Source organism: Neobacillus niacini (assembly GCF_019749295.1).
GTDB classification, from domain to species: domain Bacteria; phylum Bacillota; class Bacilli; order Bacillales; family Cytobacillaceae; genus Neobacillus; species Neobacillus niacini_D.
In genome coordinates this window covers 313,924-338,947 of record NZ_JACWFG010000001.1, presented here as the reverse complement: position 1 = coordinate 338,947, position 25,024 = coordinate 313,924, and the positions used below count along the sequence as shown (strand labels likewise).

Below are 25,024 nucleotides of genomic sequence, written 5' to 3'. Positions count from 1 at the left end.
TATAAAATTAACTATAGGCAGGTTGTAAGAATAAAAACTTATTCTTGCAATCTGCTTTTTCTAATTTTATACTACTATTAGTACCTAGTCATAATAGCTCGGACGGTGTTTGATATGAGAAGAACAAAAAAAGAACGTCAGCAGATGTTAAAAGAGACCATAAAGGAAAATCCGTTTATTACGGATGAAGACCTTGCAGATAAATTTCACGTGAGTGTACAAACCATTCGCCTTGACCGTCTGGAATTATCAATTCCTGAGTTACGGGAAAGGATAAAATATGTTGCAGAGAAAAAATTTGAAGACGAGGTACGATCACTGCCAATTGAGGAAATAATTGGTGAAATTATTGATATCGAATTAGATCAGAGCGCTATTTCCATATTGGATGTAAAAGCAGAGCATGTTTTTGTTCGTAATAAAATTGCTCGCGGCCACCATCTTTTTGCACAGGCAAATTCACTAGCAGTAGCGGTAATAAATGATGAATTGGCACTGACAGCGAAGGCAAATATTCAATTTAAGCGTTCCGTCAAACAAGGCGAACGTGTCATTGCGAAAGCAAAGGTTCTTAAAATTGATGATGGCCTTGGCAGGACAATTGTCGAAGTAATGAGCTATGTTAATAACGAACTTGTCTTTAAAGGCGAATTCGATATGTACCGTTCAGAAAAATCACTAAAGGATGAGAAAATATGAAATTAGCTATCGATGCAATGGGGGGCGACCATGCTCCTAAAGAAATCGTAATCGGTGCGATGAAAGCAGTAGAAGCATTTTCAGATTTACATATAACCCTTGTTGGGGATGAAACAAAAATAAAGGAATACTTAACCAAACAAGAACGAATCAGCATATTACATACAACCGAGGTAATACTTGGTACGGACGAACCAGTGAGAGCAGTACGCCGCAAAAAAACAGCCTCCATGGTATTAGCTGCCCAACAAGTAGCAGAAGGGAAAGCAGATGCTTGTATATCTGCCGGAAATACTGGTGCATTAATGGCGGCTGGATTATTTGTTGTCGGAAGGATTGAGGGGATAGAACGTCCTGCCCTTTCTCCAACATTGCCTACCATCGGTGGAGAAGGTTTCCTCTTATTGGATGTAGGGGCTAATGTTGACGCCAAACCTGAGCATTTGCTGCAATATGCAATTATGGGTTCCATCTATAGTGAAAAAGTTAGAGGGAAAGCAAACCCTCGAGTGGGACTTCTAAATATCGGTACGGAAGAAAAGAAAGGCAATGAACTGACCAAACAGGCTTTTGAGTTATTAAAGAATGCAAATCTTAATTTTGTAGGCAATGTAGAGGCAAGAGACCTGCTTGATGGTGTTGCTGATGTAGTGGTGACAGATGGTTTTACAGGTAATATGGTGTTAAAAACAGTGGAGGGTACAGCACTTTCTATGTTTAAAATGCTAAAAACTACGTTAATGAGCAGCATGAAAAGTAAACTTGCTGCTGCGGTATTAAAACCAGAATTCAAAACGTTAAAAAATACATTAGACTATTCTGAGTATGGTGGAGCAGGTCTTTTTGGCTTAAAAGCGCCTGTTATTAAAGCACACGGCTCCTCAAATGGACAAGCAATCTTTAGTGCAGTTGTGCAAACAAGAGAAATGGTGGAAAGTGATGTTGTAGGGCTCATCAAAAAGACCGTAGAAGAAGAGAAATTATCTAAAAAAGAAGTGTAGAACGGGGGGCAAAATATGGGAAAGATAGCTTTCGTATTTCCAGGGCAAGGCTCACAAACAGTTGGTATGGGGCATCAGCTTGCTGAGCAGTATCCTGAAGTAATGGATTATTTTAATAAAGCAGATGAAACACTATCTGCTGAACTAAGTAAGCTTATATTTGAAGGTCCGCAAGAAGAATTAACCAAAACCGTAAACACTCAGCCAGCGTTATTAACGACAAGTATGGCGATTCTAGAAAGATTCCAAAAAGCTGCTATCACTCCTGATTATGTAGCCGGGCATAGTTTGGGGGAATATACAGCACTTGTGGCAGCTGGTGCATTATCCTTTGAAGATGGCGTCTTTGCTGTTAGAAAAAGAGGCGAATTTATGGAAGGTGCTGTTCCAAATGGTGAGGGCTCAATGGCAGCTATATTAGGGCTTGACCGTGAACCACTAGCTGAAGTAACAGCCGAAGTAAGTAACTCAGGCTTCCCGGTTTCATTAGCGAACTTGAATTGTCCTGGTCAAATTGTAATTTCGGGCTCTCGAAAAGGTGTGGAGCTTGCAGGGGTAAAAGCGAAAGAAGCCGGTGCAAAAAGAGCGATTCCTTTAGAGGTCAGCGGACCATTTCATAGCTCATTAATGAAGCCGGCTGCAGCTCAATTGCGTGAGGTTTTGGATGGACTTGATATGAAGGAAGCACGTATCCCTGTTATTGCAAATGTGTCAGCAAATCCAATGACAACAGCGATAGAGATTAAGGAAAATTTAATTGAGCAGCTTTATTCACCCGTTTTATGGGAAGATTCTGTGGTGAAAATGATTGATTTAGGTGTTGATACCTTCATTGAAATTGGTCCTGGTAAAGTACTTTCAGGATTAATCAAGAAAATAAACCGCAGTGTTAAAACCTATTCGATATCTGATGAGGAAAGCTGTCAATCTGTTATCGAGGCGTTGAAGGAGGAAAATTTATGACATTAGAAGGCAAAGTCGCCTTAGTAACCGGTGCGTCAAGAGGGATAGGCAGAGAAATTGCCCTCGAGCTTGCCAGACAAGGTGCAAATGTAGCAGTAAACTATGCTGGCAGTGAAGGTAAAGCGAACGAAGTGGTGGATGAGATTAAAGCCATGGGGAAAGAAGCCTTTGCAATAAAATGTGATGTATCCAATAATGAAGAAGTATCTGTAATGGTGAAGGAAACAGTAGAACGATTTGGTAAATTGGATATACTTGTAAATAATGCTGGTATAACAAGAGATAACTTGCTAATGAGAATGAAAGAAGACGAATGGGATGATGTGATAAACACTAATCTTAAGGGTGTATTTCTCTGTACCAAGGCTGTAACGCGTCAAATGATGAAGCAGCGAGTTGGTCGTATCATTAATCTAACATCCGTGGTTGGTGTAAGCGGGAATCCCGGTCAGGCAAACTATGTTGCAGCCAAATCAGGTGTAATTGGGTTAACAAAGACGACAGCAAAAGAACTTGCTTCTCGAAATATCACGGTTAACGCTATTGCACCAGGATTTATCACAACCGATATGACAGATAAATTATCGGATGAAGTGAAAGCGGAGATGTTAAAACAAATTCCGCTGGCACGTCTAGGTCAGCCAAAGGACATTGCAAAAATGACAGCTTTCTTAGCTTCTGATGACGCTTCTTACATTACAGGACAAACACTTCATATTAATGGCGGCATGGTAATGTAATTAGAAAAGCGGAAGCGCCTTGTTCAGGGGCGACAGGCATAAGACGAGCCGGCAGAAAGGTTGCTCTTTAACCTTTTTGACGGATTGGCTTATGACCCGAGCCCCTAGGCGCTGGAGCTGGACATTTCTCGAAGTTCAGAATATATTTTTGTTTTTTATAAGGGTGTATTATTTTTTTGATATACTTTATAATAGCTTGAGGGGAGGTGAACGACAATGGCAGAGGTATTAGAACGTGTAACAAAAATCATCGTTGACCGTTTAGGTGTAGATGAGTCACAAGTTAAGCTTGAAGCTTCATTCAAAGATGATCTTGGTGCTGATTCCCTTGACGTAGTTGAACTAGTTATGGAATTAGAAGATGAGTTTGATATGGAAATTTCTGACGATGATGCTGAAAAGATCAGCACAGTTGGTGATGCTGTGACTTACATAAATAGCAAAAATTAATTCGTTGGATTTTCTTCAAAAGCTCCGTTTTCAAACGGAGCTTTCTTCTGTATTATTAGACTTGGCAGCTTCTAAAAAATACTGCCAGGTTTCTTTGCGTTTTGAATGGAATTTACTTAAACTAATGGTAGTTGTGTGAAAATATATGCAAGGTGGAGACTTTAATGCGCAGAAAAGGTAAAGAAAAAGAAATGAACAATCGCGCAAAAGAAAATCAATTTAAGGATTTTCAAGACAAGATCGGTATTCATTTTGAAAATGAAAAGCTGTTAAAACAAGCTTTTACTCATTCATCGTATGTGAATGAGCATCGCAGAAAGCCTTATGAAGATAATGAAAGGCTTGAATTTTTAGGAGACGCGGTACTAGAACTTACTGTTTCGAAATTTCTATTCCTGAAATATCCAATGATGAGTGAAGGAGAACTTACGAAGCTCCGCGCGGCTATTGTATGTGAGCCCTCGCTTGTAACCTTGGCAAATGAACTAAGCTTTGGCGCATTAATCTTGTTAGGAAAAGGTGAAGAAATGACGGGCGGCAGGGAACGTCCTGCGCTTTTAGCTGATGTATTTGAAGCATTCATTGGTGCGCTTTACTTGGATAAGGGACTTGAGGTAGTAAATGAATTTCTAGATAAAATTGTCTTCCCGAAAATTAATCAAGGTGCTTTTTCTCATGTGATGGATTTTAAGAGCCAGCTTCAAGAATTAATTCAAAGAGATGGGACAGGTGTTATCGAATATAAGGTGTTAATCGAAAAAGGTCCTGCTCATAGTAAAGAATTTGTTTCAAGAGTTTCATTAAATGGGGAAGAATTAGGTATCGGTACTGGTAAATCGAAAAAAGAAGCAGAACAACATGCCGCCCAAATGGCGTTGGAAGTACTAAAGCAAAAACATCATAGTTAAACATCAAAAGAATGCTAAGGAAAGATTCCGGCCAAGCTCTAGGGAGGAAAAGAATATGTTTTTAAAACGGTTGGACATCATTGGCTTTAAATCTTTTGCAGATCGTATTGGAGTGGATTTTGTTCAAGGGGTCACTGCTGTAGTAGGTCCAAACGGAAGTGGTAAAAGTAATATTACAGATGCAATTCGCTGGGTGTTGGGAGAGCAATCTGCTAAATCACTTAGAGGCTCTAAAATGGAAGATATCATTTTTGCGGGAAGCGATACGAGAAAGCCGTTAAATTATGCGGAAGTGACCTTAACACTCGATAATCAAGATGAAGGATTAAACATTGATTACAACGAAGTGAGTGTAACGAGAAGAGTCACCCGTTCTGGGGATAGTGAATTTTTAATAAATAAGCAGCCTTGCAGACTTAAAGATATTATTGATTTGTTCATGGACTCTGGTCTTGGCAGAGAAGCGTTCTCCATTATCAGCCAAGGGAAGGTAGAGGAAATTCTAAACAGTAAGGCAGAGGATAGAAGAACGATTTTTGAAGAAGCTGCGGGTGTTTTAAAATATAAGAATCGCAAGAAAAAGGCAGAATCTAAACTAGTAGAAACACAGGATAATTTAAACCGAGTCAATGATATCCTCCACGAACTTGAAGGACAAGTGGAACCGTTACAGATTCAAGCATCTATAGCAAAAGACTATTTAGAGAAAAAAGAAGAGCTTGAAAAAATTGAAGTAGCATTAACCGTTTATGATATTGGAGATTTACATGAAAAATGGACGGATTTATCCAAGCAGCTCGAAGAGCATCAACAGGAAGAAATTAGGCTTTCTGCTAAGCTTCAGGTAAAGGAAGCTAGAATAGAAGAAACTAGGGATCATATTGCGGCGCTAGATGAGTCTATTACTGACTTGCAGAATGTCCTTCTTCATGCTAGTGAAGAATTAGAAAAACTAGAAGGCAGGAAAGAAGTCTTAAAGGAACGCAAGAAGAATGCTTCTCAAAATAGAGCACAGCTTGAAAAGAGTATTGCAGAGCTTACGGACAAAATCTCTCAGCTGAAAAGAAATAAAGATATACAGCATGAACTAGTAAATAAGCTGACACAGGAAGTGAATTTACTTCAATCTCAATTAAAAGAAAAGCAAGAAAAATTAGCATTATACACGGAAAATATTGATGAGAAGATTGAATCCCTAAAAAGTGAATATATTGAACTGTTAAATGATCAAGCCGGAGCAAAAAATGAACTTAAATATATTGATCAGCAGCTGGAACAGCAGGAAGCAAAAAGCTTACGCCTTGATTCAGATAATGTAAAGTTCATTGAGGAAAGACATATAGCTCAAGAAAAGATGTTACAAGTTCAAACAGCACTTGATGTAGTACAAAACAATCTTTCTGACCAGGTTGCAATCTTCAGAGAAAAGCAGCGGAAGTTTGAAAATGCAAAAAACAATTACCAAAAGCAAGAAAAAACGCTATATCAAGCCTATCAAATACTTCAACAGGCAAAATCTAGAAAAGAAATGCTTGAGGAACTGGAAGAAGATTATTCAGGTTTCTTTCAAGGTGTAAAAGAGGTATTAAAAGCACGCGGGAAGAAACTTCAAGGAATTGAAGGAGCTGTAGCTGAGCTTATTACTGTGCCAAAAGAGTACGAGACGGCACTTGAAACCGCATTAGGCGGAGCATTGCAGCATATCGTCGTTGATAGTGAACAAAATGCGCGCAGTGCAATCACCTACTTAAAACAAAATTCTTTCGGACGGGCTACCTTTTTACCACTAAGCGTTATTAAAGGGAGGGCGTTGACCTCTGCGCAGCTTTCGTCGATTCAAAACCACCCATCATTGGTAGGAAGTGCTGTAGACCTAGTAACCTTTGAAGCTAAATACTCAGAGATTATTAGCAGCTTATTAGGTAATGTTGTTATTACAAAAGACTTAAAAGGTGCTAACGAGCTCGCTAAAATCCTGCAATACCGATGCAGACTTGTTACTTTGGATGGAGATATTGTCAATCCCGGCGGCTCTATGACTGGCGGGGCACAAAAACAAAAGACTAGCTCACTTTTGACCAGAAAAGGGGAGCTTGAAGGTTTAAAAGAGAAACTTGGTGTAATGAGCGAAAAAACATCCAGCTTAGAAGATCTGGTTAAGTCTTTAAAAGAAGATGTTAAAACGCTTGAAATAGAGTTAGAGGCAATGCGAAAGTCTGGAGAAGAGTTAAGACAAGAGGAGCAAACATTAAAGGGTGACCTCCGTGAAGCAGAATTCGAGGTAAAAAATATTAATGAACGCTTGGCAATCTATGATTTAGAAAAAGGTCAGTTTTTAAAAGAGCAGGAAACGTTATCAAACCGTAAGAGTAACCTCTTTGAGGCATTAGAGAGCTATAAAGGAAAGATAGCAGATCTTGACCTGCAAATAGCCAAGCTGACTGAACAAAAAACAATTGATATTTCTTCAAAAGAAACATTAACAAAGGAAATTACAGATTTAAAGGTCGAATTTGCTGCTAAGAATCAGCAATTTGTCAATACAAAAGAACGACTTGCATTGATCGTCGAAGAATTAAGCGAAAGTGAAGAGAAGCTTTCTCTTCATACTGAGGATTTAATGCTGCTCACCTCTGAAATGGAAGGCAGTAGTTCCGGAGAGGAACAGTTGGAAGTTTCAGCAAAAATGAAGCAGCAGGACAAGGAAGAAACGATTGCGCTTATTTCTTCTAGAAGGCAGGAACGTCTTCAAATGCATTCAGAACTAGAAGATGCCGAGCTGGAAGCAAAGGAAATAAAGAGACTTCATAAGGGCATGGTGGAAGTTTTAAAAGATGAGGAGGTAAAGATTAACCGCTTAGATGTTGAACTTGAAAATAAGCTTGCGCATTTAAGAGAGGAATATTTACTATCTTTTGAAGGAGCGAAAGAGCAGTACCCGCTCATTTTACCTGTAGAAGAAGCGAGGAAAAAAGTAAAACTGATTAAACTGGCGATTGATGAGCTGGGAAGTGTTAATCTTGGGGCAATTGAAGAATATGAGAGAGTCTCAGAAAGATATGAATTCTTGAAGGAACAAAAGACCGACCTTCAAGAAGCGAAGGATACTCTTTATCAGGTAATTGACGAAATGGATACTGAGATGAAAAAACGTTTTGAGCAGACGTTTGTTGGGATTCGTGAGCATTTTGATCCTGTATTCCGGGCATTATTTGGCGGCGGAAGAGCAGATTTAAAACTAACAAATCCTGAGGATCTATTAAATACTGGTGTCGAGATTGTAGCCCAGCCGCCAGGGAAAAAGCTGCAGAACCTAGGATTATTATCTGGCGGAGAAAGAGCGTTAACAGCAATTGCTCTGCTATTTTCCATTTTGAAGGTACGTCCTGTTCCATTTTGTATACTAGATGAGGTTGAAGCCGCTTTAGACGAAGCGAATGTTTTTCGTTTTAGTCAATATTTAAAAAGATTCAGTGCAGAAACTCAGTTTATTGTCATTACACATAGAAAAGGCACAATGGAAGAGGCGGATGTTTTATATGGTATTACCATGCAGGAATCAGGTGTTTCAAAGCTGGTTTCCGTTCGTCTTGAGGATACAAAGGAGCTTGTAGAAACTTAAAAAATAGGAAGTGAAGAAATGAGCTTTTTTAAAAAGTTAAAAGAAAAAATTACGAAACAAACCGAAGCAGTAACAGAAAAATTTAAAGATGGTCTTTCGAAAACAAGGAATAATTTTTCCGGAAAAGTAAATGACCTTGTTGCAAGGTACCGCAAAGTGGATGAGGACTTTTTCGAGGAATTAGAAGAAATATTAATCCAAGCAGATGTGGGCTTTGATACAGTTATGAAACTCATTGAAGAGTTGAAGATGGAAGTCAAACGTCGAAATATACAGGATCCCGGGGAAGTTCAAAGTGTAATTTCGGAGAAGTTAGTGGATATTTACAATTCGGGTGAGGAACAATCCTCAACATTAAATATTCAAGAGAATGGACTTACCGTCATTTTATTTGTCGGTGTGAATGGGGTGGGTAAAACCACTACAATCGGAAAAATTGCACATAAGTTTAAAAGTGAAGGAAAATCGGTCTTGTTAGCGGCAGGAGATACCTTCCGTGCAGGAGCCATTGAGCAGTTAGAGGTTTGGGGCGAAAGAGCAGGCGTTGACGTGATCAAACAGGCTGAGGGCTCTGATCCTGCAGCCGTAATGTATGATGCGATAAAGGCTGCAAAATCTCGTAATGTTGATATGTTGATTTGTGATACAGCTGGACGTTTGCAGAATAAAGTTAACTTGATGAAGGAACTTGAAAAAGTAAAACGTGTAATTGAGCGAGAGGTTCCTGGTGCACCGCATGAAGTTCTGCTCGTACTAGATGCAACCACAGGTCAAAACGCACTTATTCAAGCTAAGACCTTTAAAGAAGTAACTAATGTGAGCGGGATTGTTCTTTCTAAGTTAGATGGTACAGCAAAAGGCGGTATTGTTTTGGCCATTAGAAATGAATTGAAAATTCCTGTTAAATACGTGGGCCTTGGAGAAAAAATGGATGATCTCCAGGAATTTAATGCCGAGCAATATGTGTATGGTTTATTCGCTGACCAAGTGGATAATGCTGTAAATTGATGTAAAGATATTTTCTTGACAGACTGCGGGCGACTGTGTAAACTACATTTGTAAAGGCTTTTCACTTAACAAAGGGAGGTAGTAGCATGCTTGAAAAAACAACACGAATAAACTATCTTTATGATTTTTATTATTCGTTGTTAACACCAAAGCAGCAAAGCTATATGTCTCTCTATTATTTAGATGATTACTCACTTGGAGAAATCGCTGAAGAGTACGATGTAAGCCGTCAGGCCGTATATGATAACATCAAACGTACGGAAGCTATGCTTGAGGAGTATGAAGAAAAGCTATTACTATTTCAGAAATTTCAAGAGCGCAGCAAACTATTAAGACAGGTAAGAGAATTGCTAAATGAGGAACACCCTTCAAAGCAGGCAATGATGGAAGTGGTTGCCGAGCTTGAGAAATTAGATTAGGAGGCGGCATGAATGGCATTTGAAGGATTAGCCGACCGACTGCAGAATACAATCCAAAAAATCCGTGGAAAAGGTAAGGTTTCTGAAGCGGATGTAAAAGAAATGATGCGTGAAGTCCGTCTTGCACTACTTGAGGCAGACGTTAACTTTAAAGTTGTTAAAGACTTTGTAAAAAAAGTCAGCGACCGCGCGGTAGGACAAGAAGTACTAAAAAGCTTAACCCCTGGACAGCAAATCATTAAGATTGTTAATGAAGAACTGACCCAATTAATGGGTGGTGAGCAAAGCAAGATTGCTGCTTCTAACCGTCCTCCTACTGTGATTATGATGGTTGGATTACAGGGTGCTGGTAAAACAACCACAACAGGTAAGCTTGCTAACCTGCTTCGAAAAAAATATAACCGTAAACCTATGCTCGTTGCAGGCGATATTTATCGTCCAGCAGCGATTAAACAGCTGCAAACCCTTGGAAAACAGTTGGACATGCCTGTATTTTCCCTTGGTGACCAAGTCAGCCCAGTAGAAATTGCAAAGCAAGCGATTGCTAAAGCGAAAGAAGAACATCACGATTATGTCCTAATTGATACAGCTGGACGTTTGCATGTGGATGAAAATCTAATGGGTGAGCTAAAGGATATCAAAGAGCTGACGAAGCCGGATGAAATTTTTCTTGTTGTTGATGCAATGACAGGTCAAGATGCGGTAAATGTTGCTCAAAGCTTTAATGAACAGCTTGGTTTAACTGGGGTCGTCTTAACAAAGCTAGATGGTGACACACGAGGCGGAGCTGCGCTGTCTATTCGTGCTGTAACCCAAACACCGATTAAATTTGTCGGTCTAGGTGAAAAAATGGACGCTATTGAACCTTTTCATCCTGAACGGATGGCCTCTAGAATTCTCGGAATGGGTGACGTTCTTACCCTAATTGAGAAGGCCCAGGCTAATGTTGACGAGGAAAAGGCAAAAGAACTTGAGCAGAAAATGCGGACGGCATCCTTTACGCTTGATGACTTTTTGGAGCAGCTAGGGCAGGTACGTAATCTAGGCCCGCTAGATGAATTATTAAAAATGATGCCAGGTGCAAACAAAATCAAAGGCTTGAATAATATTCAAATCGAAGAGAAACAAATTGCACATGTAGAAGCCATCATTCGCTCTATGACCATGGAAGAAAAGACTCATCCTGAAATCTTGAATTCAAACCGTAAAAGAAGAATTGCCAAAGGAAGCGGAAGATCCGTTCCAGAGGTTAATCGCTTATTAAAACAGTTCGAAGACATGAAGAAGATGATGAAGCAAATGACAGGTATGCAGCAAAAAGGCAAGAAAAAAGGCGGTTTTAAGTTTCCTTTTAAGCCTTTTTAAAACGAAAAGCGGAAGCGCCTTGTCCAGGGGCGACAGGCATAAGTCAAGCCGGCGAGAAGGTTGTCCTTTGACCTTCTTGACGGATTGACTTATGACCCCGAGCCCCTAGGCGCTGAAGCTGGACATCAGGTTTTAACTTGTATGAAATTGGTAATACTAGTGTAAAGAAAAAACACTTTACAAATGATTTAAAAATTGATAATATACTATCTTGTGTGAAACTATTCGGAGGTGCTTATTTAAAATGGCAGTAAAAATTCGTTTAAAGCGTATGGGAGCTAAAAAGACTCCTTTCTATCGTATCGTAGCAGCAGATTCTCGTTCTCCTCGTGACGGACGTTACATTGAAGTAATTGGAACTTACAATCCAGTAGCTCAGCCAGCTGCAATCCAAATCAATGAAGAATTAGCTCTTAAATGGTTACAAGATGGTGCAAAACCATCTGATACAGTTCGTAACCTTTTCTCAAACCAAGGCATCATGGAGAAATTCCATAATGCTAAGCATAGCAAGTAATTGTTATGAAGCAATTAATTGAGAGTATTGTTAAGCCCCTTGTTGATTTTCCAGAAGATGTTCGAGTTAATGTCAACGAAGAGGATCAACGAATCACCTATCACCTAACTGTTAATAAAACAGATATGGGAAAGGTGATTGGTAAGCAAGGGCGTGTTGCAAAGGCCATTAGAACTGTTGTTTATGCAGCAGGATCGTCACAACAAAAGAAAATTTTTCTAGAAATTGGTGAATAGCTTTTTGCATCTAGATTAAGGGAGGGATCATAATCCTCCCTTTTTTGCTATTATAAAATAGATGCTTAAGGGAGGCTGGTAGATGATGCAACTGATTCAAACGGTTATCGTGAAGCAAATCTTAACGGAACAAAGCAAACAAAAGTTACTTAATAAATATTTTGCAGGGAAACTGCAGATGCAAAAAGAATATGAGCAGCTCCAATTTGAGTTGAAAAAATTAGAAAAAGCGAAAAAGTATCAAGCAAGTGCGCTTAAAACTCATTTTGAAAAAGAATTGGAAAAACGTCTGGATAAAGAAAAGCTTTATGAGTTTCAAATTGAACAACTACATATGCTACCATTAGGCAGTGAATTAAAGGAAAAAGAGGTACAAGCCCTCATAGAGGTAAATGTCGGTGACGATTGGGAAAAGGTGATGGGGCAGCATACCATCATTATTAAAGACGGCAAGATTGAGGAAATAAGATAGAGGTGAAGAACAGGATGGAAAAATGGTTTAATGTTGGCAAAATCGTCAATACACACGGTATTAGAGGTGAAGTAAGGGTAATTTCTAAAACGGATTTTCCTGAGCAGCGATACAAAATAGGGAATGTCTTATATCTGTTTATGCCAGGCTCAAATAAGCCGATTGAATTAACGGTAAAAACCCACCGTACTCACAAAAATTTCAATCTGTTAACCTTTGAAGGTTTTGAAAATATTAATGAGGTCGAAAAGTTTAGAGACGGGATCCTGAAAGTTCCAGAATCACAACTAGGCGTACTTGATGAAGATGAATTTTACTACCATGAAGTTATTGGCTGTCATGTAGTAACTACAGAGGGACTTGAACTTGGAAAAGTTACAGAGATATTATCTCCCGGTGCCAATGATGTGTGGGTAATTAAATCTAGTGAAGGCAAAGAGATATTGATTCCTTATATTGAGGATGTTGTAAAAAAAGTAGATGTTAAGGGAAAAGTTATTTTAATACAACCAATGGAAGGTCTGCTTTCATGATGAAGATAGACGTACTAACGTTATTTCCTGAGATGTTTACCGGTGTACTCGGACATTCCATTTTACATAAGGCTGCACAAAAATCTGCCGTACAATACAATGTTGTCAACTTCCGTGACTATGCTGATAATAAACATCAGACTGTTGACGACTATCCCTATGGGGGCGGAGCTGGAATGGTCTTAAAGCCGCAGCCGCTGTTTGATGCTGTCTCAGCGCTAAAGGAACAGGCAGAGAGTAGTAAAACAAGGGTAATACTACTTTGTCCTCAAGGAAAACGTTATGATCAAAAAGCAGCAGAAGAATTAGCGAAAGAGGAGCATCTTATATTCGTATGCGGACATTATGAAGGCTATGATGAAAGAATTAGGGAACATGTGGTCACAGATGAAATATCAATAGGTGATTATGTATTAACCGGCGGTGAGCTGGGAGCGATGGTAGTAATCGATAGCGTTGTTCGTTTATTACCAGAAGTCTTAGGGAATCAAGAATCACATATGAAAGATTCATTTAGTACCGGGCTCCTCGAGCACCCTCACTACACCAGGCCATCAGATTTTCGTGGAATGAAGGTTCCAGAGGTCCTCCTGCAAGGTAACCATAAATTAATTGAAGAGTGGCGAAACAAAGAAGCTTTGCGCCGGACATTCCTAAGAAGACCTGACTTATTAGAAAAAATAGAATTAAGCAAAGACCAGGAAAAATGGCTGAATGAAATAAAAAAAGAATATGAGTAATTATTGCATAGAGTTGTCTTTTATGTTATGATACTTCTTGTGACTTGAGCTGGGTAACTAATTCAGTATGGTCTTATAACGATGTTCCGCTGCAATGTAAAAGGATAGTAGATGTGCATGAGCGTCTGTTGGAAGGAGTTGAAAACGATGCAAAAATTAATTGAAGAAATCACAAAAGAACAACTTCGTTCTGATTTACCTGCGTTTCGTCCTGGTGATACTGTACGTGTACACGTTAAAGTTGTCGAGGGTACTCGTGAGCGTATTCAGTTATTCGAAGGTGTAGTGATTAAGCGTCGTGGTGGTGGAATTAGCGAAACTTTCACAGTTCGTAAGGTTTCTTACGGAGTAGGCGTTGAGCGTACTTTCCCTGTACACACACCTAAAATTGCGAAGCTTGAAGTATTGCGCCGCGGTAAAGTTCGCCGTGCTAAGCTATACTACTTACGTAAGCTGCGTGGTAAAAAAGCTCGTATTAAAGAAATTCGATAATAAAAGAGAGAGCTTGCGTTGCAAGCTCTTTTTTCGTACATACCATATTGTATTCGCCTAAGAATAATAATATTAAAGTTAGATTAAAAGTGTGGCCCCAACGTGTTTAAATTACAATTTTTTTGTAAAATAAGATAATAGCAGACATTTTTTTTGTGATTGGCGGGGAAAAAGACATGATAAAAAAGAAGAATGAACTTTGGGAATGGACGAAGGCATTATTAATTGCAGTTGTGCTTGCAGCTGTCATTCGTTACTTTCTTTTTGCACCAATAGTAGTAGACGGGCTTTCGATGATGCCCACGCTGCAGCACCAAGACCGTATGATTGTTAATAAGCTAAGCTATAATATAGGTGAGCCAAAACGGTTTGATATTATTGTCTTTCATGCGCCTGAACAGAAGGATTACATAAAAAGAGTAATTGGACTTCCTGGCGACCGTATCGAATATAAAAATGATACTTTATATGTGAATGGAAAAGCCTTCGATGAACCATATTTGGATGAATACAAGAAAAAAGTCGAAGGACCTTTAACCGATCCATTTACGCTTGAAGAAACTCCTGCTGGTGTAGAGACGGTTCCAGAAGGTGAATTATTTGTCATGGGTGATAACCGTCGTTTCAGTAAAGACAGCAGGCATATTGGGACTGTCGCAATGGACAAGATAATCGGTAAAACAAGTATTGTTTACTGGCCAATAAAAGACGCACACATCGTGAAATAGATTTAGGAGGTGACTGCTTTGACAATCCAATGGTTTCCTGGCCATATGGCGAAGGCTCGAAGAGAGGTCACGGAAAAATTAAAACTCGTAGATATTATCTATGAATTAGTGGATGCAAGAATTCCGTATTCGTCTCGTAATCCGATGATTGATGTAATTATTCAGCATAAACCAAGACTAGTCCTTTTAAATAAGGCTGATTTGGCAGATAAAGCAATTACAAAAGAATGGATTGCATATTTTGCGGCAAGAGGAATTAAAGCGATAGCTATTAACTCTCAAGCTGGAGAGGGTATGAAGGATATTGTAAAGGCATCTCATGAAATTTTGAAGGAAAAGTTTGATCGTTTAAGAGCAAAGGGTGTTGTTAACCCAAGAGCCATTCGTGCCATGATTGTAGGGATTCCGAACGCAGGTAAATCTACATTAATTAACCGGCTGGCAAAGAAAAATATCGCAAAGACTGGTAATACACCGGGGGTAACAAAAGCACAACAGTGGATAAAAGTGGGAAAAGAGTTGGAATTATTAGATACTCCAGGGATTCTGTGGCCAAAGTTTGAAGACCAAGAGGTTGGAAAGAAGTTAGCTGTAACGGGAGCAATCAAAGACACTTTATTGAATTTACAGGACCTTGTTGTCTTTTCAATTAAGTTTCTAGAAGAGCGGTATCCAGAAAGACTTAAGGAACGATATAAGCTTGAATACGTCCCTGAAAATGTGGTAGAGATGTTTGACCATATTGGTGAGCTAAGAGGCTGTCTCGGGGCTGGTGGAGTCGTTGATTATGACAAGGTTTCAGAACTGGTCATTAGAGAAATTAGATCTGATAAATTTGGCCCGGTGACTTTTGAAAGACCTAGCGATATAGCGGATAAAATTGAAAATAATTAAACAAATGAACTCTCCATATGGTGAGTTTTTTTGTTTATTTTTGGCATTGTAAATAAGTGCGTGAGAAGGTATTATTACAACGGGTGAGGAAAATGAAAGTACAGACAATAGCAGAAATAGAACAACAGCTTATTGGCATAAAGGATGAAAGTGACCCTATAATTCAGAAACTCCAACAGGATGAGCGCAAAGGGGTTCAACAATTAATACATAAATGGTATAGGAAAAAGGAACAAGAACGACAACTGCAGGAAAAATTTCTTGAAATGAATGTCTACGAAAATAAATGGCGTTTGCAGGGATATAAGTATATTGCTGGTGTGGACGAAGTAGGCAGGGGGCCGCTTGCAGGCCCAGTAGCAGCCGCGGCAGTAATTTTACCAAAGGATTTTTATTTGCCAGGTATTAATGATTCCAAAAAGCTTTCTGAGAAAAAGCGGATTGAATATGATGAAATTATTAGAAGAGATGCAATAGCTGTTAGTGTCGCATTGATTGATGCAGTTGAAGTAGATTCTATTAATATTTACGAGGCTACCAAAAAGGCAATGAAAGCTGCAATTGCCTCATTAGCTTCTAAGCCAGAAGTTTTATTAGTCGATGCTATGAAGCTGGAAACACCTTATATAGTGGAACCTATCATTAAAGGTGATGCAAAGAGCGTATCAATAGCGGCGGCATCCATCGTGGCAAAAGTGGCCAGAGATTCTCTTATGATTGAATTATCAGCAGAATTTCCGGAATATGGTTTTGAGAATAACATGGGCTATGGGACAAAAGAACATATCCAGGCTGTTGAACGATATGGCATTACGCCGTATCATCGAAAAAGCTTTGCACCTATAAAGAACATGGTGCGCAATGAATAACAAGGCAAGCTTGATAGGCTTGTTTTGTTATTTTTAGAAAACAATTAGCTGTAAAAGTTTGGACTATTTACATATGAAAGCGCTTTAATTATGAGATATGATAATTTAAAATATTATGAGGATAATAATTTTTTTACGCATAACTGTGGACAAGGTTTCTGTCATTATATAAAATGAAAACGGAGTCAATTTTTTGAAGAGTTTGATAGGAGGATGGGAAATGAATATCCATGAGTATCAGGGGAAAGAAATCCTCAGAAAATATGGGGTAAGTGTTCCTAACGGAAAAGTGGCATTCAGTGTAGAAGAAGCAGTTGAAGCCGCGAAAGAATTAGGCACACAGGTATGTGTAGTAAAAGCGCAAATTCATGCTGGCGGTCGGGGTAAAGCTGGCGGTGTAAAGGTTGCTAAAAACCTTGATGAAGTGCGTACATATGCAACTGAAATCCTAGGGAAAACGTTGGTTACACACCAAACAGGTCCTGAGGGTAAAGAAGTTAAACGTCTATTAATTGAAGAAGGCTGCGACATTAAAAAGGAATACTACGTTGGTCTTGTCTTAGATCGTGCTACATCTAGAGTTGTTCTTATGGCTTCTGAAGAAGGCGGAACTGAAATCGAAGAGGTGGCGGAAAAAACTCCGGAGAAAATCTTCAAAGAGGAAATTGACCCGGTTGTTGGCTTAATGCCTTATCAAGCTCGTCGTATCGCATTTAATATCAACATTCCAAAAGAGCTTGTCAATCAAGCGGTTAAATTCATGATGGGCTTATACAGTGCTTACATTGAAAAGGATTGCTCAATTGCCGAAATCAATCCATTAGTTGTAACAGGTGATGGAAAAGTAATGGCATTGGATGCAAAGTTAAACTTTGACTCAAATGCTTTATATCGTCAAAAAGATGTACTAGCATACCGTGATCTTGAAGAAGAAGATCCAAAGGAAATCGAAGCTTCAAAGTATGATTTAAGCTATATTTCTTTAGATGGAAATATCGGCTGTATGGTTAATGGCGCAGGTCTTGCGATGGCAACAATGGATATCGTTAAGCACTACGGCGGTGACCCGGCAAACTTCCTTGATGTTGGGGGCGGTGCTACAGCTGAAAAGGTTACTGAAGCATTCAAAATTATCCTTTCTGATCCAAACGTAAAAGGTATTTTTGTTAATATCTTTGGCGGAATCATGAAATGTGATGTCATTGCTGAGGGTGTAGTAGAAGCAGCGAAACAAGTTCAGCTAAGTGTACCTCTTGTTGTTCGTTTAGAGGGAACAAACGTTGATTTAGGTAAGAAAATCCTGGCTGAGTCTGGATTAGCTATTACGCCTGCAGAATCTATGGCTGACGGTGCACAAAAAATCGTTTCATTAGTGAAATAGGATCGAAAGAAAGGGGAATTATCGTGAGCGTTTTTATTAATAAAGATACCAAAGTTATAGTTCAAGGGATTACAGGTTCAACTGCCCTTTTTCATACAAAACAAATGCTAGAATACGGTACACAAATTGTTGCAGGTACCACTCCAGGTAAAGGCGGCATGGAAGTAGAAGGAGTACCTGTATTTAACACAGTAAGTGAAGCTGTTGCTGCTACAGGCGCTACTGCTTCTGTTATCTATGTTCCAGCACCATTTGCAGCAGACGCCATTATTGAAGCTGTCGATGCTGAATTAGATTTAGCCATCTGTATTACTGAGCACATCCCAGTATTAGATATGGTCAAAGTTAAACGTTATATGGAAGGCAAAAAGACTCGTTTAGTAGGTCCTAACTGCCCTGGTGTCATTACAGCTGATGAATGTAAAATTGGCATTATGCCTGGTTACATCCATACAAAAGGCCATGTTGGTGTTGTTTCCCGTTCCGGAACATTAACTTACGAAGCTGTACATCAATTAACTCAAGCTGGAATTGGTCAAACTACAGCTGTTGGAATTGGCGGCGACCCAGTTAACGGTACAAACTTTATCGACGTATTAAAAGCGTTTAATGAAGATCCTGAAACCTATGCGGTTATCATGATTGGTGAAATCGGCGGTACAGCTGAAGAAGAAGCTGCGGAGTGGGTAAAAGCCAATATGACTAAACCTGTTGTCGGCTTCATCGGCGGGCGTACGGCGCCTCCTGGAAAGCGCATGGGCCATGCTGGTGCGATTATTTCAGGCGGTAAAGGAACTGCAGACGAAAAAATCCGCGTAATGAACGAATGCGGAATTAAAGTAGCAGATACACCATCCGTTATGGGTGAAACATTAATCGAAGTACTAAAAGAACAAGGTATATACGACAAGTGTAAAACACACTAAGAATAGTAGAAATAGTCCCTATCCCTAAGGGGCTATTTCTCTTTTCTAATTAGGGCTGTGTTAAGGGGAATTGTTGTTTTTAGAACTTGTTGATTTTTGCGGAAGGCACGAGACTCCTGCAGGAGGACGGGACAGGGGAGACCCCACAGGCGCACCAGCGCCGAGGAGGCTTCCCGAACCGCCTGCGGAAAGCGAAGTGCCTGGAGCACAAATCGACAACCTATTAACACAGCCGAATTTCAATTAGTGGAGGCCAAGAATGGATGAAATAAGAGAAAAACTCATAGCTTTAATGCATAGTCCCGGTATTTCCTGGAATGCAGCATTACATTATTTAAAAAAAGACACATCTCTCCCAATAAAACCACACTACATCCAACAAAACCTATTCCCTTCTACAACACAAACAAACTTTCCTTCAATAACACCATTACAAACAAAATTTATCACTGAACAAATCCGGCAGTACGAAAATAACGGAATTAAGACGATCACCATCCTAGATGAAGATTACCCCGGGCTCTTAAAAGAAATCTATCAGCCGCCCTGGGTGTTATTTGCCAAGGGTGATCTATCTTTGCTGGGAAAACAGCACAAACTGGCAGTAGTGGGTTCGCGAGAATCAACTCAATATGGGAGGAATGCAATCCGAATAATGTTTCCTCCATTAGTGGAAAAAGGATTAGTCATTGTCAGTGGTTTGGCAAATGGGATTGACACTCTTGCTCATGAATATGCAATGAAAAACGGGGGGGCAACCATTGCTGTTATAGCCGGGGGTTTTAATCATATCTATCCGAAGGAAAATGTTGAATTAGCTATAGAAATGATGAAGACACAGCTTGTCGTTTCTGAATATCCCCCAGATACCAAGCCAGTACGGTGGCAATTTCCAGCACGTAACCGAATTATCAGCGGGATGTCAAATGGTACATTTATAATAGAAGCAAAAAGAAAAAGCGGCTCACTAATTACAGCGAGCTATGCACTAAATGAAGGCCGCGAGGTTTTTTCGCTGCCGGGCAGTATCTTTAATCCACATTCGCAGGGGACGAATGACCTAATTCAACAAGGTGCAAAACTAGTAATGCGAAGTGAGGATATTTTGGAAGAACTTCGAATATAACATTTTTTATACCAATGAATATCCATAGATATTGAAGGTATTTTTTGGGTAATTTGAGAATTATCCTAAAAAAGCTTGAAATTTTTTCTAATATGTTATACATTTTCCAACAGATATCCGAAAAAAGAATGTGTAAATAGGAATAATTTGGCGTATGATTATCATTAATTAGTTGTAAACGGTTTCGTTATCATTGACATCAGTAGTCATTTAATGAAGAATAATAAATATTATTACCGAATATGTAATCCATTCTGTCCAGGATTCATTATATAAAAAGTAAAAAAATTGGGATAAGTCATTTTTGTAAAGTATTTTCTCCGGTCCAAGTTCGAAAACTTGGAATTTAGGAAAACTTCTCAAATGTAAGCAGGTCTGAATTGATTGTGACTTCAGGGTGCTTTACACTTCTATATCCCCTTGAGGAGGATTATTAGCATGTCAGAGTTTCTGGTAATAGTAGAATCGCCGGCTAAAGCGAAAACAATCGAGCGATACTTAGGAAAAAAATATAAAGTTAAAGCTTCCATGGGACATGTCCGTGATTTGCCTAGAAGTCAAATGGGTGTCTCTAAAGAAAATAATTTTGAACCTAAATACATTACGATTCGCGGAAAAGGCCCAGTTTTAAAAGAGCTAAAGACAGCAGCCAAAAAAGCAAAAAAAGTTTATCTCGCAGCTGACCCGGATCGTGAAGGGGAAGCTATTGCATGGCACCTTGCACATAGTTTAAATGTAGATATACATTCAGACTGTCGTGTTGTGTTTAATGAAATTACCAAAGAGGCAATTAAAGAATCGTTTAAGCACCCGCGGCCAATCAATATGGATTTAGTTGATGCTCAGCAAGCAAGAAGAGTTTTAGATCGTCTAGTCGGTTATAACATTAGCCCGCTTCTCTGGAAAAAAGTAAAAAAAGGACTAAGTGCCGGACGCGTACAATCTACCGCGGTTCGTTTAATCATAGAACGAGAGAATGAAATAAAAGCATTTATTCCAGAAGAGTATTGGACCATAGAAGGAGAATTGCTTAAGGGGAAAGATCACTTTAGTGCGGCTTATTTCTCTCTAGCTAACAAAGAGAAAACAGAGTTGAAATCTGAACAAGATGTTAATGAGATTTTAAAACAAATGGAAGGCGATAATTTCAAGGTGGTTTCTGTAACCAAAAAAGAGAGAAAAAGAAATCCATCTCCTCCATTTATCACATCTTCCCTCCAGCAGGAGGCAGCTAGGAAACTCAATTTTCGTGCTAAGAAAACAATGATGCTGGCACAGCAATTATACGAGGGAATTGAACTTGGTTCATCAGGAACAGTGGGTCTCATCACCTATATGAGAACAGACTCGACCCGTATATCTGAAGTAGCTCAAAAAGAGGCTGCAGAATATATCCTTAGTGAATATGGCAAGGAGTACTTAAAAGAAGATCAAAGAAAAGAAAAAAAACAAAGCAATGCACAAGACGCACACGAGGCCATACGTCCGACTAGTGTATTACGTGACCCTAACAGTCTGAAGCAATTTTTATCAAGGGATCAATTACGGTTATATAAATTAATTTGGGAGAGGTTTCTAGCTAGTCAAATGGCACAGGCTGTCATGGATACGATGAGCGTTGACTTGCAAAATGGGAATGTCCTATTCCGTGCAACTGGATCAAAAATAAAGTTTCCGGGATTTATGAAGCTGTATGTGGAAGGTTCAGATGATCAAGTTGAGGAACGGGATAAAATGCTGCCAAATCTACAAGAAGGTGATGTTGTTTTCAAAAAGGATATTGAACCAAAACAACATTTTACGCAGCCGCCGCCAAGGTACACAGAGGCTAGATTAGTGAGAACTCTTGAAGAACTAGGTATCGGACGTCCATCTACCTATGCACCAACTTTAGATACAATCCAAAAGCGAGGATATGTTGCACTTGATAATAAAAGATTTGTTCCTACTGAGTTAGGTGAAATTGTCGATGAATTAATCTTAGAATTCTTTCCGGATATTATCAATGTTGATTTTACCGCCAAAATGGAGCAGGATTTAGACAATGTTGAAGACGGAAAAGTCAGCTGGGTTAAAATCATTGACGGGTTTTATCAGGAGTTTGAGAAACATCTTGTTATTGCAGAAAAAGAAATGCAATCAGTTGAAATCAAAGATGAGCCAGCAGGCGAGGATTGTGAATTATGCAATAATCCAATGGTGTTTAAAATGGGCAGATATGGTAAGTTCATGGCGTGCAGCAATTTTCCGGATTGCCGGAATACAAAAGCCATTGTAAAAGAAATCGGAGTTACCTGTCCAAAATGTAAAGAGGGAAATATCATTGAACGTAAAAGTAAGAAGAAAAGAATCTTTTACGGCTGTGACACGTTTCCAGCGTGTGAATTTATTTCATGGGATAAACCTTTACCAAGGGCCTGTCCTAAATGTGAAGGAACACTCGTAGAAAAGAAATTAAAAAAGGGTGTCCAAGTACAATGTACAGAATGTGATTACAAAGAAGAACCACAAAGCTAAGGGTGAGCACAGCTCACTCTTTTCTATTTATTTCATTCCAACTCCAGCGCCAAGGGGCTGCTGCTTTTTTTATAATCATAAAACTTTTTTGTTTTTGATTCGTATAGTACAATGCAAGATGGGCTAAAAAGAGGGAAAAGTAATCATAGTAAAAAGTAAAGCTAAAATGATTGATCATCAGCTTTGAAAAATCAGGAGGTAAATATATGAACGATGTCACAATAAATGTAATCGGGGCAGGTTTGGCTGGAAGTGAGGCTGCGTGGCAGATTGCTAAACGCGGTGTAAAAGTCCGGCTTTATGAGATGAGACCAGTTAAACAAACACCTGCACATCATACGGATAAATTTGCTGAATTGGTATGCAGTAACTCCTTAAGGGCCAATACTTTGACAAATGCTGTCGGTGTATTAAAGGAAGAGATGAGGTTACTTGACTCTGTAATTATTGCTGCTGCGGATGCATGCTCAGTTCCAGCTGGAGGAGCTTTAGCGGTAGACCGGCATGAGTTTGCGGCAAAAGTGACAGATATGGTAAAAAATCATGAAAATGTAACAGTAATCAATGAGGAAGTGACAGAGATACCAGAGGGGATCACAATAATTGCTACAGGTCCACTAACGAGCCCTGAGTTATCTGCGCAATTAAAATCTTTAACAGGTGAGGATTACCTTTATTTTTATGATGCTGCTGCACCTATTCTTGAAAAGGACAGCATTAATATGGATAAGGTTTATCTAAAATCGAGATATGATAAAGGTGAAGCTGCTTATTTAAATTGTCCAATGACGGAGGAAGAGTTCAACACATTTTATGATGCGTTAATTGCAGCTGAAACAGTTCCTTTAAAGGAATTTGAAAAGGAAATCTTTTTCGAAGGCTGTATGCCAATTGAAGTTATGGCACAAAGAGGAAAGAAAACAATGTTATTTGGTCCGCTAAAGCCAGTTGGTTTAGAAGATCCAAAAACAGGGAAAAGACCTTATGCTGTTGTACAATTGCGTCAAGACGATGCTGCAGGCACTCTTTACAATATTGTTGGCTTTCAAACCCATTTAAAATGGGGTCCGCAGAAAGAGGTCATTCAGTTAATTCCAGGTCTTGAGAATGCAGAAATTGTTCGCTACGGGGTTATGCACCGTAATACTTTTATCAATTCACCTAAGGTACTTAAAGCTTCGTATCAATTTAGGGAACGAGAAAATCTGTTTTTCGCAGGTCAGATGACAGGTGTGGAAGGTTATGTTGAATCAGCTGCAAGTGGACTAGCCGCTGGAATCAATGCTGCTAGGTTAGCTATGGGCAATGAACCGCTTGAATTTCCTGTGGAAACAGCAATTGGAAGCATGGCGCGTTATATTACAACGGCGAATGCGAAAAATTTCCAACCCATGAATGCTAATTTTGGGCTATTCCCGGATTTACCTCAGAAGATTAAGGGGAAACAGGAGCGTAATCTGCAGCATGCAAATAGGGCATTAGAAACAATTCAGAACTTTGTGAAGGTTTTGTAAATTTTATTGCAAGGGAGAAAGAAGTGTGTTACGCTTTAGTAGCCTTTGTGATGTGGATATATTAATAATGTGACTAATTTATTAACGTTAGTACATAGCCATTTACAAATGGTGAGAAATTAACGACAATATACAATTGGACAATCCAATATGCTCGGACGTGAATTTTTTCTTGTTCATGGGTGAACAAGTGAGGTTTAATGGAACAATTGAAACGTATATGCCCATACTTAAAAGGGAATAAATGAATAAAGTTTTCATACTATTCTAGTGTAATGCACTTGTCTTCTTATGATAATCTCTTGTTACATAGGTTTACTAATAGAAATGCAAGAGGAGGATTAATGATGAACCAATTTCATGCTACGACGATATTTGCAGTCCATCATAATGGTCAATGTTCAATGTCTGGTGATGGCCAAGTCACATTTGGTAATGCAGTAGTGATGAAGCACACAGCAAAAAAGGTAAGAAAGATATTTAATGGAAGAGTATTGGCAGGATTTGCCGGATCTGTTGCAGATGCATTTACCCTTTTTGAGATGTTTGAAGGGAAACTAGAAGAATATAACGGTAACCTCCAAAGAGCCGCAGTAGAGCTAGCTAAACAGTGGAGAAGTGATAAGGTACTAAGAAAGCTAGAAGCAATGTTAATCGTCATGAATAAAGAAGATTTACTCCTCGTATCGGGAACAGGAGAAGTAATTGAACCTGACGATGGAATTTTAGCAATCGGATCAGGTGGTAATTATGCGTTAGCAGCTGGACGCTCACTAAAGAAATATGCAGGTGACCATCTTTCTGCAAAAGAAATTGCAAAGGCTTCTTTAGAAATAGCTGCTGAAATCTGTGTGTATACAAACCACAACATTATCGTGGAAGAGCTCTAACGGGAGGGAACCTT

The 25,024-nt window shown here is 39.2% G+C and carries 25 protein-coding genes; all 25 read left to right on the top strand.

The window, feature by feature from the left end; translation table 11 throughout:
• Positions 1-114 precede the first annotated feature (114 nt).
• The 25 genes from fapR (at position 115) to hslV (ending at position 25,010) form a co-directional block, all read left to right on the top strand.
• Positions 115-699, top strand: coding sequence for a transcription factor FapR (fapR, locus tag H0184_RS01500; protein ID WP_221820086.1), 585 nt, complete (start codon positions 115-117; stop codon positions 697-699).
• Complete coding sequence (gene plsX, locus H0184_RS01495; RefSeq protein ID WP_221820085.1) at positions 696-1,700, top strand: phosphate acyltransferase PlsX; 1,005 nt, start codon at positions 696-698, stop codon at positions 1,698-1,700. The genes fapR and plsX overlap by 4 nt, the downstream gene beginning before the upstream one ends.
• A gap of 15 nt (positions 1,701-1,715) precedes the next feature.
• Positions 1,716-2,663, top strand: a complete 948-nt coding sequence (gene fabD, locus H0184_RS01490) for an ACP S-malonyltransferase (protein WP_221820084.1) — start codon at positions 1,716-1,718, stop codon at positions 2,661-2,663.
• Positions 2,660-3,403, top strand: coding sequence for a 3-oxoacyl-[acyl-carrier-protein] reductase (fabG, locus tag H0184_RS01485; RefSeq protein WP_221820083.1), 744 nt, complete (start codon positions 2,660-2,662; stop codon positions 3,401-3,403). Before fabD ends, fabG begins: the two co-directional genes overlap by 4 nt.
• 216 nt (positions 3,404-3,619) lie before the next feature.
• The gene (locus H0184_RS01480; protein WP_095247684.1) at positions 3,620-3,853 is read left to right on the top strand and encodes an acyl carrier protein; all 234 of its coding nucleotides are present in this window, start codon (positions 3,620-3,622) and stop codon (positions 3,851-3,853) included.
• A 164-nt stretch (positions 3,854-4,017) separates the two neighbouring features.
• Positions 4,018-4,761 carry a ribonuclease III gene (gene rnc / locus H0184_RS01475; RefSeq protein WP_221820082.1) on the top strand — a complete coding sequence of 248 codons (744 nt, stop codon included), beginning with the start codon at positions 4,018-4,020 and terminating at the stop codon, positions 4,759-4,761.
• A 55-nt stretch (positions 4,762-4,816) separates the two neighbouring features.
• Positions 4,817-8,383, top strand: coding sequence for a chromosome segregation protein SMC (gene smc / locus H0184_RS01470; protein ID WP_221820073.1), 3,567 nt, complete (start codon positions 4,817-4,819; stop codon positions 8,381-8,383).
• Between the two features lie 18 nt (positions 8,384-8,401).
• Positions 8,402-9,391 carry a signal recognition particle-docking protein FtsY gene (gene ftsY / locus H0184_RS01465; RefSeq protein ID WP_221820067.1) on the top strand — a complete coding sequence of 330 codons (990 nt, stop codon included), beginning with the start codon at positions 8,402-8,404 and terminating at the stop codon, positions 9,389-9,391.
• Positions 9,392-9,477: 86 nt separating this feature from the next.
• Positions 9,478-9,810: a putative DNA-binding protein gene (locus H0184_RS01460; RefSeq protein WP_221820065.1), complete on the top strand. Its 333-nt coding sequence runs from the start codon at positions 9,478-9,480 to the stop codon at positions 9,808-9,810.
• A 12-nt stretch (positions 9,811-9,822) separates the two neighbouring features.
• The gene (ffh, locus tag H0184_RS01455; RefSeq protein ID WP_221820063.1) at positions 9,823-11,175 is read left to right on the top strand and encodes a signal recognition particle protein; all 1,353 of its coding nucleotides are present in this window, start codon (positions 9,823-9,825) and stop codon (positions 11,173-11,175) included.
• A gap of 244 nt (positions 11,176-11,419) precedes the next feature.
• Positions 11,420-11,692, top strand: a complete 273-nt coding sequence (gene rpsP / locus H0184_RS01450; protein WP_221820039.1) for a 30S ribosomal protein S16 — start codon at positions 11,420-11,422, stop codon at positions 11,690-11,692.
• Positions 11,693-11,697: 5 nt separating this feature from the next.
• Positions 11,698-11,928, top strand: a complete 231-nt coding sequence (locus tag H0184_RS01445) for a KH domain-containing protein (protein WP_221820038.1) — start codon at positions 11,698-11,700, stop codon at positions 11,926-11,928.
• Between the two features lie 85 nt (positions 11,929-12,013).
• On the top strand, positions 12,014-12,400 hold the full coding sequence (locus H0184_RS01440) for a YlqD family protein (RefSeq protein WP_221821247.1): 387 nt from the start codon (positions 12,014-12,016) through the stop codon (positions 12,398-12,400).
• A 14-nt stretch (positions 12,401-12,414) separates the two neighbouring features.
• Positions 12,415-12,933, top strand: a complete 519-nt coding sequence (gene rimM / locus H0184_RS01435) for a ribosome maturation factor RimM (RefSeq protein ID WP_221820037.1) — start codon at positions 12,415-12,417, stop codon at positions 12,931-12,933.
• Complete coding sequence (trmD, locus tag H0184_RS01430) at positions 12,933-13,673, top strand: tRNA (guanosine(37)-N1)-methyltransferase TrmD (RefSeq protein ID WP_221821245.1); 741 nt, start codon at positions 12,933-12,935, stop codon at positions 13,671-13,673. The genes rimM and trmD overlap by 1 nt, the downstream gene beginning before the upstream one ends.
• 147 nt (positions 13,674-13,820) lie before the next feature.
• Complete coding sequence (gene rplS, locus H0184_RS01425) at positions 13,821-14,165, top strand: 50S ribosomal protein L19 (RefSeq protein ID WP_034675704.1); 345 nt, start codon at positions 13,821-13,823, stop codon at positions 14,163-14,165.
• Between the two features lie 176 nt (positions 14,166-14,341).
• Positions 14,342-14,893, top strand: a complete 552-nt coding sequence (gene lepB, locus H0184_RS01420) for a signal peptidase I (RefSeq protein ID WP_221820036.1) — start codon at positions 14,342-14,344, stop codon at positions 14,891-14,893.
• An 18-nt stretch (positions 14,894-14,911) separates the two neighbouring features.
• Positions 14,912-15,787: a ribosome biogenesis GTPase YlqF gene (gene ylqF / locus H0184_RS01415; RefSeq protein WP_221820035.1), complete on the top strand. Its 876-nt coding sequence runs from the start codon at positions 14,912-14,914 to the stop codon at positions 15,785-15,787.
• Positions 15,788-15,879: 92 nt separating this feature from the next.
• Complete coding sequence (locus tag H0184_RS01410; protein ID WP_221820033.1) at positions 15,880-16,656, top strand: ribonuclease HII; 777 nt, start codon at positions 15,880-15,882, stop codon at positions 16,654-16,656.
• Positions 16,657-16,876: 220 nt separating this feature from the next.
• Complete coding sequence (gene sucC / locus H0184_RS01405) at positions 16,877-18,037, top strand: ADP-forming succinate--CoA ligase subunit beta (protein ID WP_221820031.1); 1,161 nt, start codon at positions 16,877-16,879, stop codon at positions 18,035-18,037.
• Between the two features lie 23 nt (positions 18,038-18,060).
• Positions 18,061-18,963 (top strand): succinate--CoA ligase subunit alpha, encoded by a 903-nt coding sequence (sucD, locus tag H0184_RS01400; protein WP_034675699.1) that lies wholly within the window; start codon positions 18,061-18,063, stop codon positions 18,961-18,963.
• A gap of 259 nt (positions 18,964-19,222) precedes the next feature.
• Positions 19,223-20,089 (top strand): DNA-processing protein DprA, encoded by an 867-nt coding sequence (dprA, locus tag H0184_RS01395; protein ID WP_221820030.1) that lies wholly within the window; start codon positions 19,223-19,225, stop codon positions 20,087-20,089.
• Positions 20,090-20,527: 438 nt separating this feature from the next.
• Positions 20,528-22,606: a type I DNA topoisomerase gene (gene topA, locus H0184_RS01390; RefSeq protein ID WP_221820029.1), complete on the top strand. Its 2,079-nt coding sequence runs from the start codon at positions 20,528-20,530 to the stop codon at positions 22,604-22,606.
• Between the two features lie 206 nt (positions 22,607-22,812).
• The gene (gene trmFO, locus H0184_RS01385) at positions 22,813-24,120 is read left to right on the top strand and encodes an FADH(2)-oxidizing methylenetetrahydrofolate--tRNA-(uracil(54)-C(5))-methyltransferase TrmFO (RefSeq protein WP_221820028.1); all 1,308 of its coding nucleotides are present in this window, start codon (positions 22,813-22,815) and stop codon (positions 24,118-24,120) included.
• A gap of 347 nt (positions 24,121-24,467) precedes the next feature.
• Positions 24,468-25,010, top strand: coding sequence for an ATP-dependent protease subunit HslV (gene hslV, locus H0184_RS01380; protein WP_221820026.1), 543 nt, complete (start codon positions 24,468-24,470; stop codon positions 25,008-25,010).
• Positions 25,011-25,024 lie beyond the last annotated feature (14 nt).

Coding starts and splice junctions, on each gene's coding strand:
- ffh (WP_221820063.1), top strand. CDS start 9,823: ATGGCATTTGAAGGATTAGCCGACCGACTGCAGAATACAATCCAAAAA.
- fabD (WP_221820084.1), top strand. CDS start 1,716: ATGGGAAAGATAGCTTTCGTATTTCCAGGGCAAGGCTCACAAACAGTT.
- rpsP (WP_221820039.1), top strand. CDS start 11,420: ATGGCAGTAAAAATTCGTTTAAAGCGTATGGGAGCTAAAAAGACTCCT.
- fapR (WP_221820086.1), top strand. CDS start 115: ATGAGAAGAACAAAAAAAGAACGTCAGCAGATGTTAAAAGAGACCATA.
- rplS (WP_034675704.1), top strand. CDS start 13,821: ATGCAAAAATTAATTGAAGAAATCACAAAAGAACAACTTCGTTCTGAT.
- H0184_RS01480 (WP_095247684.1), top strand. CDS start 3,620: ATGGCAGAGGTATTAGAACGTGTAACAAAAATCATCGTTGACCGTTTA.
- smc (WP_221820073.1), top strand. CDS start 4,817: ATGTTTTTAAAACGGTTGGACATCATTGGCTTTAAATCTTTTGCAGAT.
- trmD (WP_221821245.1), top strand. CDS start 12,933: ATGAAGATAGACGTACTAACGTTATTTCCTGAGATGTTTACCGGTGTA.
- lepB (WP_221820036.1), top strand. CDS start 14,342: ATGATAAAAAAGAAGAATGAACTTTGGGAATGGACGAAGGCATTATTA.
- H0184_RS01460 (WP_221820065.1), top strand. CDS start 9,478: ATGCTTGAAAAAACAACACGAATAAACTATCTTTATGATTTTTATTAT.
- trmFO (WP_221820028.1), top strand. CDS start 22,813: ATGAACGATGTCACAATAAATGTAATCGGGGCAGGTTTGGCTGGAAGT.
- hslV (WP_221820026.1), top strand. CDS start 24,468: ATGAACCAATTTCATGCTACGACGATATTTGCAGTCCATCATAATGGT.
- H0184_RS01410 (WP_221820033.1), top strand. CDS start 15,880: ATGAAAGTACAGACAATAGCAGAAATAGAACAACAGCTTATTGGCATA.
- rnc (WP_221820082.1), top strand. CDS start 4,018: ATGCGCAGAAAAGGTAAAGAAAAAGAAATGAACAATCGCGCAAAAGAA.
- topA (WP_221820029.1), top strand. CDS start 20,528: ATGTCAGAGTTTCTGGTAATAGTAGAATCGCCGGCTAAAGCGAAAACA.
- H0184_RS01440 (WP_221821247.1), top strand. CDS start 12,014: ATGCAACTGATTCAAACGGTTATCGTGAAGCAAATCTTAACGGAACAA.
- ftsY (WP_221820067.1), top strand. CDS start 8,402: ATGAGCTTTTTTAAAAAGTTAAAAGAAAAAATTACGAAACAAACCGAA.
- sucC (WP_221820031.1), top strand. CDS start 16,877: ATGAATATCCATGAGTATCAGGGGAAAGAAATCCTCAGAAAATATGGG.
- plsX (WP_221820085.1), top strand. CDS start 696: ATGAAATTAGCTATCGATGCAATGGGGGGCGACCATGCTCCTAAAGAA.
- H0184_RS01445 (WP_221820038.1), top strand. CDS start 11,698: ATGAAGCAATTAATTGAGAGTATTGTTAAGCCCCTTGTTGATTTTCCA.
- fabG (WP_221820083.1), top strand. CDS start 2,660: ATGACATTAGAAGGCAAAGTCGCCTTAGTAACCGGTGCGTCAAGAGGG.
- dprA (WP_221820030.1), top strand. CDS start 19,223: ATGGATGAAATAAGAGAAAAACTCATAGCTTTAATGCATAGTCCCGGT.
- rimM (WP_221820037.1), top strand. CDS start 12,415: ATGGAAAAATGGTTTAATGTTGGCAAAATCGTCAATACACACGGTATT.